Below are 14,189 nucleotides of genomic sequence, written 5' to 3' on the forward strand. Positions count from 1 at the left end.
CGCCGTTGCGGAAGTTCGCAGAGGCTCGACCGCCGGCTGCGTGCGATCGTCGGCGAACCCACTTGGTGACGTCGCCAATGTGGCGAGACAAGGTGTCAGTCAGCAGGCCAGTCCCTTCACTTTCAGGCCTGCAAAGCCCTCTGCCAGAGTACGAGCGCTGGCGCGTGCCTGCTCCCCAGACGTGGGAGCGAGGCAGGCAGAGGCAGAAGGAAGGAACTACTTGCGGACTTCAAAAGATGTGCCGCACCCCTACGACGGCTCCTAGCTGATTCTGGCCGGGATTGGCATTTCCGAACGACTTGCCGGAGTCGAAGAAGCCGAGATTCGAGACGCCCTTGTTCTTTGTATAGCCGAGAGAGGTATACGCGTGTGTCCGCTTCGAGAAGGCATAGTCGGCATTGAAGGCAAACAGCCAGGGATCACTACCCGTATTTCTGAAATCCTGGAAATAGGCGGCACCAGCCAACGTGATAGCAGGCGTGAGTTGCCAGTTGGCGCCCAGCCAGTACAGGTTGGAGCCCTGGTTCGCTGCGCCCGCGACGGACCCGAGTACGACGCCGCCGTCATAGCCTCTTGCCCAGCGATAACCGGCAAACAGCTTCGCCGGGCCGATCCTGTAGGTCGCTGCCGTGGAAACTCGCCTCACCTTGGCATCCGGCGTGACGGTGACAGTGCCGGTGTTGATTTCGTCATACGCGGCAGCGACACCAAACGGCCCGGCGTCATAGGTCAGGAAGCCGCCGTACTCGCGCCCCAGGCTCGCATGGCCGGGCACTTCACTGCCATTGACCACGCTGCTGTCCGCGCCGAAGCTGTAGAACGCCGACGCGGTCAGGCCGCCAAAGGTGCCGACATATTTGACCGTATTGTCGGCCCGCTGGATGTATGCGAGATCCTGGGTAAAGATCGAATACTTGGTCGCCAGCGTCATGGGATCGTAGTTGCCGACGAAGTCGAAGAACGCGCTTTGCTGCCTTCCCAGCAGGATTCCGCCCCACGATCCCTGCAGTCCGACATAGGCCATGCGGCCGAAGAGGCGGCCACCCTGGCCGGATTTTCCGGTGTCGACGTCGAACCCGCTCTCCAGTACGAACACGCCTCGCACACCATTTCCGAGGTTTTCGGTTCCCCGAAGTCCCCAGCGGGACCCGGCGATATTTCCGGAAGTCACGCGGTAAACGCTGTCTCCATTCCCGGGCTGGTGATTGGCGTATTCGATGCCGCTATCAACTACGCCATACAGGGTCACTTCGGAATGGGCCAATCCTGTGGCACCCAGCAGGGAGAGCGCCACGCAGCAGGTGATACCGGCTCTTGTCGTCAAGTCTTGCATCTTGGATCCTCCAGTTGTCTTGATGCGTGTTCGTTCGGGTTCTGAAAAAAGGGGATTTCCTCGACGCGCCGAACGGCCCGTCGTCAGGTGAATCGGGAAGTGGAGGCCAAAAGCGATCAGCGTCGTGATCGCTTCAGGGCAAACTGGGTCGGTGGCTGGCAGGTGGCAGGCATCTATGGCTGCTATCCGGGACGGTGACGGGGACCGTCTGTGCGGAGCCGTCCTCCGAATGCCATGCCGAGAAGGGGAAGAGCCACGGCGGCGGCGGCAAACAGCCATCGCTCGCCGAGGGTGCCGGCGACGGCCGCAGCGCCGCTCATGCCGAGCGCCTGCCCAAGAAACAGGCTCGCGGCAAACAGCCCTACCGCTGTACCGCGCGATGGTGGGAACACCTCGGTCGCCTGGGTCTGCAAGGTGTTGTGAAGCATGTAGAAGCCGAGTCCGCCGAGGAAACATCCGGGCACGCTCCATTCCCACCGTGGTCCGACCGCCACGATGGCGAAGGCGGCACCCAGGAGCGCGCCTCCGAGGGCGGCCAGCGCATCAGAGCCCAGACGCCTAATCAGCACGCCGGACAGCGCCACGTATACCAGGCCACCGACGCCATACATCGCCATCACCGCGCCGGCCGTACCCAGGCCGAGCCCGAAGCGGCCGTGCAGATAGGTCGGCACAAAGGCAAATCCCGTCAGGGTGAACAGGCCTTCGATCGCCGTCACTGCGAACACCAGTCTGGCGCGTGGCCGACCCAGCACGCTGCGGAACTGCTCCCCGAATGAACGCCTGGCAATCAGGTCGGAGACCATGCCCGATCCCTGCATCCGCACGACGAGCGCCGCGACGCCGGAGCCCGCCGCTAGCACCCAGAAGACAATGCGCCAGTGCAGCCAGTCGGCGATCAGCCCGGACATCCACTGGCCACCGATCATCCCGCCGATGGTCGCGAGGAAGAAGCGGGCAAGTACCTGCTGCCGGTCCCTGACCGGAACCGTATCGCCGATCATCGCCATGCTCATGGGGATGACACCCGCCGCGGCTGCGCCCGAGAGTCCCCGGGCCAGCGCGAGGGCGGGCATGGTCGGGGCCACGGCGGCCATGACGTTCGCAACGGCACAGCCTGTCAGCGCAAGGGTGACGACGCGGAGTTTGCCGAAGCGGTCGCCGAGCGGTCCATATACGAGCTGCATCAGGCCATAGGCCAGCGCGAACGCGGAGATGGACCACGCCGCCATGCCAATGGGTACATCGAAGCCCGACGACAGTGCCGGAAGCAAGGCGTCACAGGCGCGCATGGACGCCATGCTCATGACCGCCGCAATGGCGAGAGCGCCGAACCGCCTCACTCCGCCACCCTTGCCATCGGATAGGCGTGCCGGGGCTTCGCGATCATGAAGACCGACCCTGCCGCGAGCAGCGCCGGCACGGCGAGCAGGCCGAATACATCGCCGAAGCCCCAGCCAAGACCGAGAAGGCCTGCGCCGATGAAGGCGCCGGCCATGCCACCGATCCGCCCGATGCCCTGCATCCACGCCACGCCCGTCGTACGCGCCTCGGTCGGATAGAGGCCTGCGGCATAGGTGGACATCGAAGTTGCCGCGCTCGTGACCAGGGTGCCACAAAGGAAAAGCGAGATGCCGAGGAACTCCGGATGTTCGACACCGCGTCCCACCACGATGACGAGCACAGCGGCCAGCAGGTACGCTACGACGATGGTACGGTTGGCATTGAAGCGGTCCATGAGCCAGCCCGCAACAAGATTGCCGAGCAAGCCGCCAAGGGGAAAGAGGGAGGCCAGCAACGCGCCACGTTCCACGCTGAATCCGGCTTCACGGAACAGCGTCGGCATCCAGTTCGTCATCAGGTAATAGATCACCAGACCCATGAAGCACGACAGCCAGAGCAGGAACGTGCGCCGCCGGTATCCGGCCGACAGGATGAGTGCAAGAGCCGAAGCCTTTCCCGCCTTGCCTGCCGAAGCCATCGGCGCGACGAACACGCAGTGTTCGAGCGATTGCCGAGGTGCAATGCGCTTCAGGATGCGCGCGATCCGCTCGGGCGCCCCGGCGCGCACCGCCAGGAACTGGGCCGACTCCGGAAGCAGCGCAAGGAGCAGTAAGGCGAGTATCAGCGGCGCGATGCCGCCAGCCGTCAACACGCTTCGCCAGCCGAAATGAGGAATCAGCCAGGCCGATGCCGCGCCGCCCGCCACCAGCCCACCGGAGAAGCCGCAGTACATGGCATTCACCGCAAGGGAGCGCAGACGCGACGGCGCGTATTCCGACATCATCGTGATGGTCGTCGGCATGGCCGCACCGAGCCCGAGTCCGGTCAGGAAGCGCAGGACGGTCAATGTGCCGACGGTCTGTGCATGGGCGGCAACGAGTGTCCATCCTCCGAAGCACGTGACAGCCGCCACCAGTACCGTCTTCCGGCCAATGCGATCCGCCGCGGGTCCCGCGAAGATCGCGCCCAGGCTCAGGCCAGCCAGTGCTGCGCTCATGACGACACCGAGTTCGCCGCGGCCGATGCCCCACTCGTGCGCCAGCGACGGTGCGATAAAACCGATTGCCGCCGTGTCGTAGCCGTCGGCCGCCACGACGAGGAAGCAGAAGGCGAGGACCAGCCACTGGCAAGGGGAAAAGCGTTCGGCGTCGATGAAGGACTGCACGTCGATCGTGCGGGATGCCTGTTTCATCGTTGTCTCCTGGATGGGGGGGCAAGCGCGCTGTGCGCGCTTGCCTCGTTTGTGAGGGTCAGGCGGCGAGGTACCCGCCGTCCACGGGCAGGGTCACGCCGGTCACATAGGTGGACATCGACGAGGCGAGAAACAGCACCGCGCCCACCAGCTCTTCGGGTTGCCCAACCCGGTTCATCGGGATGCGGGACATGAAGCGTTCGAGCTTCGCCGGGTCCGTGCGCGTGGAAACGGTCATGGGCGTTTCGATGACGCCCGGTGCAATGGCATTGACGCGCACACCGTCGCGCGCGAGGTCGGCTGCCAGCGACTGGGTCAGCATCTTCACCGCGCCCTTCGAGGGCGAGTAGCCGAGCGTGTTCGGCTGGCCCGAAAGCGACGCGATGGACGCAACGTTGACAATGGCGCCACGGGTCTGCCGCAGGGCCGGCAACCACGCGTGGCAGACGTTGAAAGTCCCTTCGTGGTTGACCTTCATCACCCGCTGCAGGTTGGCCAGCGCATTCTCGCTGTCGATGCCCTCGCGAATGAGGATGCCGGCGTTGTTCACCAGCACGTCGACGGGGCCGACGCAGGCGGTGATCTCTTCGGCGACGGCGCCGCATTGCGCGGCATCGGTCACGTCCAGCGCGCAGGCGCGTGCCGCATGTCCACGGGCATCGATCATCGCCGCCGTCTCGTCGGCATTGGCTTCGTTCATGTCGGTCACGACGACCGTCGCGCCGGCTTCTGCGAGGCCGATGGCGATGGCCCGGCCGTTGCCCTGGCCCGCGCCAGTTATGAAAGCGACCTTCCCGGTCAGGAGTTTAGGAATCATCATGATTGCAATCGAGGGAAATTCAGGGTGAACGCCGCCACGCGGCCGCCGCAATGCGGCCGCGTGGGTGACAAAAATCGATTAGGGAATTCAGTGCATGGCCAGAGGCTCGCGCGGGGCGGCCGCGCTCGCTTTCGGGGGCGTGGCCTGAACGTGATCGGCGATGTGGTTGCCCGCGACATAGCCAAAGGTCAGACCCGGGCCGAGCGTGATGCCCGCACCGCTGTACTCGCCGCCCATGATGCTTGCCGCATCGTTGCCCGCTGCGTAGAGGCCGGGGATCGGATCGCCGTCCCGGGAGACGACTTGGGCGTGCTCGTTCGTACGGATGCCCATGAATGAGCCAAGGTCGCCCGGTACGAGCTTGAGCGCATAGAACGGACCGTTGGCCAGCGGCGCGACGCAGGGATTGGGCGTGTGCAGCGCGTCGCCCTGATAGCGGTTGTAGGCTTTGCTGCCGCGCCCAAACTCGGGATCGCGGCCGTACTGCGCTGTTTCGTTGTACCGGCGAACGGTGGCGGCGAGTGTCGCCGGATCGACACCGATCTGCTTCGCAAGGTCCTCGATCGTCTTGCCGCGCTTGAGGTAGCCGTTGCGCAGATGCGGCCCGAGCGGCATTGGGAACGGCTTCACGAAGCCGAGGCCGTAGTGCCGGATCGCCGCATGGTCGGCGATCAGCCAGCACGCCGTCTCCGGCTTGCCCTTCGAGGCGGCGATCATTGCCTGCACGAGATCGTGGTACGAGTTCGCCTCGTTGGCGAATCGCTTGCCATCCAGGCTGACGGCAATCACGCCTGGTTTCGCCCGGTCGATGAAGTGGGGCATGATGCCGGTCGTGCCGTCCTTGCGCGGCACGAGCGACATGGGCGTCCACGCGGCGGCATTCGACAGGGTCTTGTCGAACACACCGCCCACCTCTTCGGCCATTCGCATGCCGTCGCCCACATTGGTCTGCGGCGTTGGCGAGAAGTGGCCGTGCCCGGCCTTCACGTGCGGGTAAGTCTCCTTGCGCCGCTCGAGGTTGTGCGGGAATCCGCCGCTGGCCAGCACCACACCGTGACGCGCCTTCACGCTGACCCGCTGGCCGTCGCGCTCAAGCACCGCGCCGGTGACGCGCCCCCCCTCCTGCAACAACTGCACGGCAGGCGACGACAGCCATACCGGGATCGACAGGTCGGCTGCCGACTTCGCGAGCCGCGCGGCCAGCGCATTGCCGTTAGTCAGCGTCATGCCCCGCCCGTACTTCATTACCTCCAGGAAATGTTTGGTCAGGCGTTTGGTGACATACCACGCGGACTGCAGCGATCGCGTCACCCGCATGAAATGGACGATCTCCTTGCCGGAGCCGATCGTCACGCCGAAGACCGTCAGTTCCGGCAGCACAGGGCCGAGGGATTTGAGCAACGGGCCGAGTTCGCGCGCGTCGTATGGACGCGTCACCATCGAGCGGCCGCCCTGTGCGGCGCCGGGCGCCTCGGCGTGGTAGTCCGGGAACGTGAGCGGCATGTCGAACTGGACGGCGGTCTTTGTCATGAAGAACTCGATCGCTTTCGGGCCGTTCGCCAGAAAGGCGCGTACACGCGCCTCATCGAACCCGGCGCCGGCCTGGTTCCGGATATAGGTCAGCGCCAGGTCCGGTAGTTCGTGATGGCCGTATGCCTTGCCCAGATGGGTGTTCGGCACCCAGAGCCAGCCGCCTGAGCGGGCCGTCGTGCCGCCGTAATAGTTTGCCTTCTCGGCCACGATGACCTTCAGCCCCCGGCTGGCGGCGGTAATGGCCGCGGACATGCCGGCGACGCCTGATCCGATGACCAGAACATCACATTTTTCCTGTTGCAGTGTAGACATCGACTTCTCCATTCAAGTGCGGGCGGTACGGACGCCAAGAGCGGTGCCACCATGTTTGCTAGATTAGTACTAGCGCGATTGAAAATATCTACATGTTAACCCTACACTTGTTTATTAGATAATGCCTAGTGCTATACTGCGCGCACTATCCATCTCATAGCAGGGACATACCGTGGACCAGACCGACCAGGCACCCGAGCGAGAGCGCCGCGGCATCCAGTCGATTGAAGTGGGAGGAGAAATCCTGAAGGTACTGGCCTCCGAGGCCAGGCCGATGGCGCTACGCGATCTCGTGAAGGCGGCGAACATGCCGTCCGGCAAGATCCATCCGTATCTGGTGAGCTTTGGCAAGATCGGGCTCGTCGCCCAAGACCCGGTCACGGGTCACTATCTGCTCGGCCCGATGGCCATCCAGCTCGGGCTGACCAGCCTGCAGACGCTGAATCCGATCCGCGAGGCCACGCCGTTCGCCGAAGCGCTTTCGGAAGAAACGTCGCACGCGGTCGCGCTCGCTGTGTGGGGAAACCTTGGGCCGGTCATCGTGCGGCTGATCGATGCGTCCTATCCCATCCACACGAACATCCGCACCGGCACGGTCATGTCGCTCGCCAATACGGCGACCGGCAGGGTTTTCTCGGCATTCCTCCCACGTCAGTTCACCGAAAGGCTGTTGCTGGACGATCGCATACGGCTCGGCCCCGATATTGCGCATCCGCTGGACGCCGCCGTGGTCGAGGAAATGATCAAGGAAGCGCGGGCGCGCCACATGTCTCGCAGCATCAACCATCCCACGCCAGGGATCGTCGCCTTTTCTGCGCCGGTGTTCGATTATTCGGGAAACATTGCGCTGACGATCACCATCATGGGACCGACCGGCACTGTTGATACCGATTGGGAGGGGCCGGTGGCCAAAGCATTGGATGCTTGTGCGCAGGCGGTTTCGAAGCGCCTCGGCTACAGGGGCTCGTAGAAGTGCTTACAGGCGTCTAGCTTCAGCGGGCTGAAATGGTCGTTTCCATGAGCGGCCATTTCTTGTCCGACGACGGTCCATCTATCTTAAGGCTTGTGCGATGCGGGCGCTTGCACGTGGGATTGGACGAGCGGCAGAAACGGCCGATGACCCGTCGACACGACCCCAGTACGGAGGTCCGTTGTTTGAGCGGAGCGGCCGCTTGAATGGCTGTCCGAGCGCGAAGGCGTACGGCTGAAGATGGCCGGTTGCCGACGCTGGCGGCGGTGAGGCTGTCTCGGTCGCGGCGGCGGGCCAAGTGTGGTAGCCCCCGGTGCGGGCCTTTTTATCGATCTCGCGACGCCAGCCGCTATGTCGGAATGCCGTCATCGAAACTATCGAATCACTCCCGAATCGCGTCGACCACAACGCTTGGATCGCAAGTGGCGGCATCCGGAACGCATGCCCGAATGAGACCTTCAACGTCAAACCCTCCTTGCACCCGCGGCCGCCAGCGTCGTGGTCCGGGGCTAGGATAGCTTGGTGCTGTTTTCGGATCGGGAGTTACGCATGGCGCAGACAGGAAATGGAGTTGCCCCGTATTGACGGCCGCCTCGCCGACATCTTGACCCACTCACTGCTTTAGTCAGCAGAGTTTGAACTGTGTGCCGACCGTCAGGTCCTGGCTCAGCTTCGGGGGGAATTGCACGGCAGTCCAGCTAATTCCGGTTTCCTACAGTAACCCTGCGAGATCCAATCGGGGTTTAACGGGAGCTACCTTTCACCCGTCGAGTACTGACGCGCTTGCTTGTTGCCGTCTCTTTCGGGGTTGCAGACGAGTTCGCCACGTTCGCTTTACCGGCAACAACGTTGCCAGAGGTTGATTTGCGTGGCCCAGCAGATCGCTTGACCGGTAACTTCTTTGTGACCGATTTATTGTCCTCCGCAGTCTTCGCGTTCGCAGGGGGCTTGCGGATTTTCGAGACAGCCGACCTGGTCGCCTTCTTCGCTGTCACATTACCTGCCGGTGGCTTGTTACGCCCGGCAGCAGGCTTCGGCGGTGGGTAAGCGTCGGCCATTTCGATGCCAAACATATCGGCCACCAGCGCGTCGTCGAGCACCTTGCTGGAAGTGGGTCTGGTGGATTTGGGTAGGCCAGCGCCGGCCTGCCTGACGAGATCAGTGGCCTCGACGCGACGCAAGGTGAAGAGCAATTCCGGCTGTTGGTCGAGCCGCGCGCCGACGCCGTAAAGTACGGCCGCAACGTGCTTGCACATTGACGCCCAGTCCGGACAAGTGCAACTGAACCTGATTTCTTTCGGTACCGGGAAAAGACCGGTGCCAGGTTGGCAGATGCGCTCCATCACGGCTGTCGAGAGCTTGCCCTGCAAGAGTTCGACGATCGAATCGATCGACCCCGCACAATCGGCTCCGATCGCTCGCCATTGCTTGGCAGGACACGCCGTCACGGTCACAGCAACCGTGTAGAGGCTAGAACCCATGACCTGCGCGCGGACTTCGCCGGCGGCAATCTGAAGGTCGATCACGGAACCGTTGCGCACATAGGTACGGCCGCGCGGCAGGCGGTTAGCATAGTCGCTGTAGCCTTCCAGGTTGTCGCACCAGGCCTTGCCCCAGAAGGTCTTGGCGATGGCACCGCGATACGACGCAATGGGCGACAGGACCGCACCAGCCTTCTTCGCCTTCGCGGCGGCCACCTCCGCCTTTTTTCTGCGCTCGGCGGCCGAGACATAGGGCTTCCATTCCCCGTAACCGTAATCCATTGCGGTTCCTCTGACGATCAGTTTTCCTGCGCGGCATGAACGTCGAGCTTCACGAGATCGAGCAATTCGCGATCGCTCATCTCGGTGAGCAGGAGTTCTGCGCCGCCCTCCAGCACATCCTTCACCAATTGCTGCTTCGCTTCGATCAACTGGTCGATACGGTCCTCGATCGTGCCACGGCAGATAAATTTATGCACCAGGACGTTCCTCTGCTGGCCGATACGGAATGCTCGATCAGTCGCCTGATTTTCCACGGCCGGATTCCACCAGCGGTCGTAGTGGATCACATGCGAAGCGGCGGTGAGATTCAGACCGGCCCCACCGGCCTTGAGCGAGAGCACGAAGAAGGGGATCAGCTCATCTTCCTGGAATCGCTTGACCAGTTCGCGGCGCTTGGCTACCGGGGTGCCGCCATGGAGCACAAGACCTTCGCGGCCAAAGATCGACCCCAGAAATGCCGCCAGTGGCTCAGTGGTCTCGCGGAACTGGGTGAAGACCAGCACCTTTTCCTGCTTGGCGGCAATGACTTCGGCCAGTTGGCGCAGGCGGGCGAACTTGCCGCTGTCTTCCGGGTGCCAGGCCGCGTCGCCCAACCACTGCGACGGATGGTTGCAGATCTGTTTGAAGCGCATTAGGAAGCTCAGCACTACACCCTTGCGACCAATGCCTTCGGCGTCTTCAAGCGCGGTGGCCAGATCCTTCACCGCACGCTGATAAAGTGCCGCCTGGCTCGGGCTCAGGTGGCACCAGGCCTTGAGTTCGGTCTTGTCCGGAAGATCGTCGATGACCCGCTTGTCGGTCTTCAGGCGGCGCAGAATGTAGGGCCGTACCAGCGTTCGCAGCGGACCGAAGTGCTCGGCCTGCGCCAGCCGCCTGGTAAAGTTGGCAAAGACTTTGTCTGAGCCCAGCAAACCGGGGTGGGTGAAATCGAAAATGGACCACAGGTCGGACAGACGGTTTTCTACGGGGGTTCCGGTCAGCGCGATGCGCGATTGTGCCTGGAGTTGCTTGACCTGTCGCGTTTGCTTGGCGCCCGGATTCTTGATCGCCTGGGCTTCGTCGACAATGGCAACGCGCCATGGGATGGTGCCCAATACCGGCTGGCGCAGCAGCGAGCCAAAGCTGGTGATGACGAGATCGGTGTCCGCAAGCCGCGCGGGGTCCAGCGCACGCAATTCGGCCGCCGGCATGACCGACGGATGGGCGATCAGGAGGCGCAAGCTGGGGGCAAAGCGCTCGGCCTCTGCCGCCCAGTTGGCCAGCAGCGATGCGGGGGCGACCAGCAGGCTGGGCCGCACCTCGGCGCTTTCGCGCTTCAGCACGAGCAGCAGCGAGAGTACCTGCATGGTCTTGCCTAGGCCCATATCATCGGCCAGGCATGCGCCCAGTCCGAGCCGGGTGAGCAGGTACAACCACCGCACGCCGGCCTGTTGGTAGGGCCGCAGGTTAGCCTTGAGTTCCGGCCCCGGGCTGATCTGCGCCAACCCCTCCGGCTGACGCAACTCCTGCAGGATGTCGGCCAGCCAGGGCCCTGCCACCAGCTGCGACCAGTCGCGGTCAGCGGGATCGGCGCTATCGTCGAGCGAAACACCCGCCAGAAGACGAAGCGCCTCATTAAAGGGTAGGCCGGTTTGTGCCGCCTTTTCCATGGCCTCGAATCGCTTCAGGAGGCGACCGAGCTTGTTCTTGTCCACCTCAACCCAGCGGCCCCGGATGAGTTGCAAGCCGTCGGCGCCTTTGAGCAGATCCCTGACCTCGGCGGCGCTGAGACGCTCGCCGTCGAGCGAGACTTCCATGTTGAAATCGAGTAACGCGTCCTTGCCCAGGAGCGAAGGCGGTTGTGCGCCGACGCTGGCTTTCACAACGGGACGGGCAGGGCGGCCCGATTGCCAACTGCCTGGGGTGCGTACGACAATCCCGGCGGCTTCGAGTTGGGACAGGTCCGAGAGAAAGCGATAGGCATCGAGCGGCGTCCAGCGCAGCGGATGGTATATCTCGCCGGTATCCACCATCTCGCGAAGCCAATCGCAGTGTTCCGCGGCGCGCTGCACCGGCAGCAGTAACGACAGCAGTTGCGCCTTGCTCCTGGCTCCTGAAAATTCCGCCAGGGCTTGCGACAGTGGCTGATGTTGCGCTTTGCCAAGGGCCGACAGGCGCGAGGTGTACGTCGCAAGGAAGGCGAACGGTGACTCCGGATCCCTGCGGTTCTCAGCGAGATTGAAATGCACACGGCCGACAAGATTCCACGCCGGGTGGCGCATTTTGAGGAAATCCTGAAGCGAGACATTGGCGGCCGCCAGTTCCTGATGCAAGGCAGTATCCATCTCGCCCCACAGCGTGGCCAGCACATCGGGCGTGAGATACTCGCCGCCCATCATTGGCGGCGCATCGTCGATCAGGGCATAAAGGTCTTGGGCAGCAGGCGTTGCGACCTCGATCTCACCGCCTTCGGGCGTAGCGCACAAGGCGGTGACATAGCGCGCGGCAAAATCACGCCACCAGGCCCATGCGGGGGGCAAAATGCGGTCGATTTCCGCCGCGCCCAGATGCAGCAGGCCATGCCCCGCGCCAAGCGCAAAGGAATTTCCCAGCCGCAGTCGCGTTTCATCTGCCAAGATTTGCGCGGCGTCCTCCGGCACCGCGAGCAGGTGTCCGCCGGGCGTCAGGTGTGGTGCGAGCATGTCGGCAGCAGTCAAAGGCGCCCGTCCCCATCGCACGGTTGCAGCAAGCGCTGACGCCGCATGTCAAGGTGAGTGGCTGCGGCATCAAGCAGCAGGCCCGCCAGCCTAGGTCGGACCGGGCGAATCTCCGTTGGCGTCGGGGCCGACCGAATTATCGGATCGACCAGTCGTCCGGGGTACGCCTGGCCACCGCGTTGTACATGTTCTGCGCACTGTTTTTGCATCTGCTGTAGGAGAACTAATTGCTATGTATTCACTCACGGAAAGTCGCTTCGCGCTTTACCGCCCATCAAAGGGTACCAAAACCTCAATCATGCGAGATTGAACTGCACGGGGAAAATCAGTTGGCTAAGCTTGCGCGCTGGTTTGCATACGACTAAATGGAGGCGTGTCCGTGCTCGACGACGGCGCTGCCGGAGTTGCGGTGCCCACGGCCTAGGAAAGCTCTCGGCCAGCCCGTGAGGCCCCCCGTATGTAGCCCTCAGCGGCGGGTCTAGCGTGGACCAAGCAGATATGTATCTAAAATCGATCAATGACCTTCGCCTACCTGGGCGAAGCCTGGTTGCCGTGTGGCCAGCTCACCATGACGGAGGAGGGCTCGGCGCTGCTGGCCTCGAGCTTTGCCTACGGCCTCCGATATCTGGATCGCCCGGATGCGATCGAAGTTGACCCCGTGCCCTCCGCATCCACGGAGAGCCGGTGAAGGGCTGGCTGCTGCTGCCGGTGAACGCGCTGACGGGCTTCGGTGGTATACGCGACGCAGCGCCGGATTCGTGGGGGCGCCGAGTGATTGAGGCCAAGCTCAAGGTGCCCGCGAACAGCCTGCCGGAGTCGCAGTACCTGCTTCACGCGGGTAGCGATCGCGTGGGGGCACTGGACCTTCGCTCGGACATCAACACGCCTCCTACGAGCGCGGTGGGCAATATCCATGCGATCGAGTACCTCATGGAGGCCGCAGAGCGTATCGAAGACGGCCTGCCTGTTCCGGCCAACCTCGGGCTGATCTCCGGCAACCGCCTCGGCAACCTGTGCCGCGACCATCGTGCGCTGCAGCGGGCTCAACAATAGTCTCGCTCGAACTGCGCGATCTCGGTCACGGTGGCCGGCGTGTCACTCGGTATCCACTACGATTACTGATCCGCATGGCGGCCTCCCACGCATGTCCGGGCAGCCAGTCTATGCCAGGATCTCTCTTATATTTTCGGACGCATCGCTTTTTCGTAATCTAGTGCGCGAGCACCGCGCCGAGATTGAGTTCATCGGCAACTTTCTTCAATCGCTTGTCGCGCGTCCAGATGGTGATGCCTGGTTGTAGGCGCGCGGACGCCAACAGTGACGTGTCGACATATCCGATTCCACGATTGAACAAACCTTCGCGCTCGATCAGATAGAACGTCTCCTCCGGCGTTACAACTGGCGCGCGCGGCAGATCGAGCAACGCGCCAAGCACGACGTCACGGTCACGCAGACTACCGAGCGAAATCTCGCCTATCACATATGGATGAGCCAGCACACGCTCCTCGGCAAGCAGGCTAATCAGCACAGGATCAGAAGCGTTGATGTGGTCAATCCAGACCGACGTGTCGACAAGAATCATTCGACGTCCTGCCGGCGACGCGGCGCCCCCTTGATGCCCGGTTGGCTACCGCCAAGATTCGCGAGTCGTTTCGCGGCTTCGCGCTGGATCAAGGCCTTTAGCGCTTCGCGCACGAGTGCCGTTTTTTCCTCCAGGCCCGTATAGGCTTGAGCCTTGGCGATCAAGTCGTCATCAAGCGCAATAGTCGTGCGCATCGGAACCTCCGTAAGTATCGGCACTAATTATAGCATCTTTTGATGCTTATAATAGTGCGTTTTACGTCTCGTAATGAACGCGTTTTGCCGCGACGTTCCAATGCAGCTACACGCGAGAACAGCAGAAAACCGCCTGCGAACACACACCAGATAATCGCGTCCTCGGAAAAATCCGCAGGGAGCTATCGTCGCCACTCCGCGTTGCGGAGGATGAACGTGAGAACAGAGAGCGCGCCATCCGCGTACGTGATTTATAGGGCATGTCCAGCCGGTTTTGAAAGGTCGTCCCTT

The 14,189-nt window shown here is 62.9% G+C and carries 12 protein-coding genes; 3 read left to right on the forward strand and 9 right to left on the reverse strand.

Annotated elements, in window-relative coordinates:
• Positions 1-229 precede the first annotated feature (229 nt).
• The 5 genes from CF68_RS29465 to CF68_RS29485 form a co-directional block, all read right to left on the reverse strand.
• Positions 230-1,333 carry a porin gene (locus CF68_RS29465; protein ID WP_084187526.1) on the reverse strand — a complete coding sequence of 368 codons (1,104 nt, stop codon included), beginning with the start codon at positions 1,331-1,333 and terminating at the stop codon, positions 230-232.
• Between the two features lie 182 nt (positions 1,334-1,515).
• Complete coding sequence (locus tag CF68_RS29470; protein WP_035825964.1) at positions 1,516-2,676, reverse strand: MFS transporter; 1,161 nt, start codon at positions 2,674-2,676, stop codon at positions 1,516-1,518.
• Positions 2,673-4,028 (reverse strand): MFS transporter, encoded by a 1,356-nt coding sequence (locus CF68_RS29475; RefSeq protein ID WP_035825967.1) that lies wholly within the window; start codon positions 4,026-4,028, stop codon positions 2,673-2,675. Before CF68_RS29475 ends, CF68_RS29470 begins: the two co-directional genes overlap by 4 nt.
• Positions 4,029-4,086: 58 nt before the next feature.
• A complete protein-coding gene (locus CF68_RS29480) occupies positions 4,087-4,845 on the reverse strand; it encodes an SDR family NAD(P)-dependent oxidoreductase (RefSeq protein WP_200872609.1) in 759 nt (252 codons plus the stop codon).
• Positions 4,846-4,935: 90 nt separating this feature from the next.
• Complete coding sequence (locus CF68_RS29485) at positions 4,936-6,693, reverse strand: FAD-dependent oxidoreductase (protein WP_063832595.1); 1,758 nt, start codon at positions 6,691-6,693, stop codon at positions 4,936-4,938.
• Between the two features lie 172 nt (positions 6,694-6,865).
• Between CF68_RS29485 and CF68_RS29490 the strand changes: the two genes are divergently transcribed.
• Positions 6,866-7,663, forward strand: coding sequence for an IclR family transcriptional regulator (locus CF68_RS29490; RefSeq protein ID WP_035825971.1), 798 nt, complete (start codon positions 6,866-6,868; stop codon positions 7,661-7,663).
• Between the two features lie 743 nt (positions 7,664-8,406).
• Here CF68_RS29490 and CF68_RS29495 read toward each other — a convergent pair.
• Both CF68_RS29495 and CF68_RS29500 read right to left on the reverse strand, forming a co-directional pair.
• Positions 8,407-9,426 (reverse strand): hypothetical protein, encoded by a 1,020-nt coding sequence (locus tag CF68_RS29495; protein ID WP_035825972.1) that lies wholly within the window; start codon positions 9,424-9,426, stop codon positions 8,407-8,409.
• A 17-nt stretch (positions 9,427-9,443) separates the two neighbouring features.
• On the reverse strand, positions 9,444-12,107 hold the full coding sequence (locus tag CF68_RS29500; RefSeq protein ID WP_035825973.1) for a DEAD/DEAH box helicase: 2,664 nt from the start codon (positions 12,105-12,107) through the stop codon (positions 9,444-9,446).
• 532 nt (positions 12,108-12,639) lie between these two features.
• Here CF68_RS29500 and CF68_RS37565 point away from each other — a divergent pair.
• Both CF68_RS37565 and CF68_RS29505 read left to right on the forward strand, forming a co-directional pair.
• Complete coding sequence (locus CF68_RS37565) at positions 12,640-12,810, forward strand: hypothetical protein (RefSeq protein WP_161786882.1); 171 nt, start codon at positions 12,640-12,642, stop codon at positions 12,808-12,810.
• Positions 12,807-13,175 (forward strand): hypothetical protein, encoded by a 369-nt coding sequence (locus CF68_RS29505; RefSeq protein WP_035825974.1) that lies wholly within the window; start codon positions 12,807-12,809, stop codon positions 13,173-13,175. The genes CF68_RS37565 and CF68_RS29505 overlap by 4 nt, the downstream gene beginning before the upstream one ends.
• A gap of 157 nt (positions 13,176-13,332) precedes the next feature.
• On the opposite strand, the gene CF68_RS29510 is transcribed toward CF68_RS29505, so the two are convergent.
• Together CF68_RS29510 and CF68_RS29515 are read right to left on the reverse strand one after the other, a co-directional pair.
• Positions 13,333-13,704, reverse strand: coding sequence for a type II toxin-antitoxin system VapC family toxin (locus CF68_RS29510; RefSeq protein ID WP_013959269.1), 372 nt, complete (start codon positions 13,702-13,704; stop codon positions 13,333-13,335).
• A complete protein-coding gene (locus CF68_RS29515; RefSeq protein WP_006159576.1) occupies positions 13,701-13,898 on the reverse strand; it encodes a type II toxin-antitoxin system VapB family antitoxin in 198 nt (65 codons plus the stop codon). The genes CF68_RS29510 and CF68_RS29515 overlap by 4 nt, the downstream gene beginning before the upstream one ends.
• Between the last annotated feature and the right edge of the window lie 291 nt (positions 13,899-14,189).

Origin of the sequence: Cupriavidus sp. SK-4 (assembly GCF_000611125.1) — a bacterium.
Taxonomy (GTDB): Bacteria; Pseudomonadota; Gammaproteobacteria; order Burkholderiales; family Burkholderiaceae; genus Cupriavidus; species Cupriavidus necator.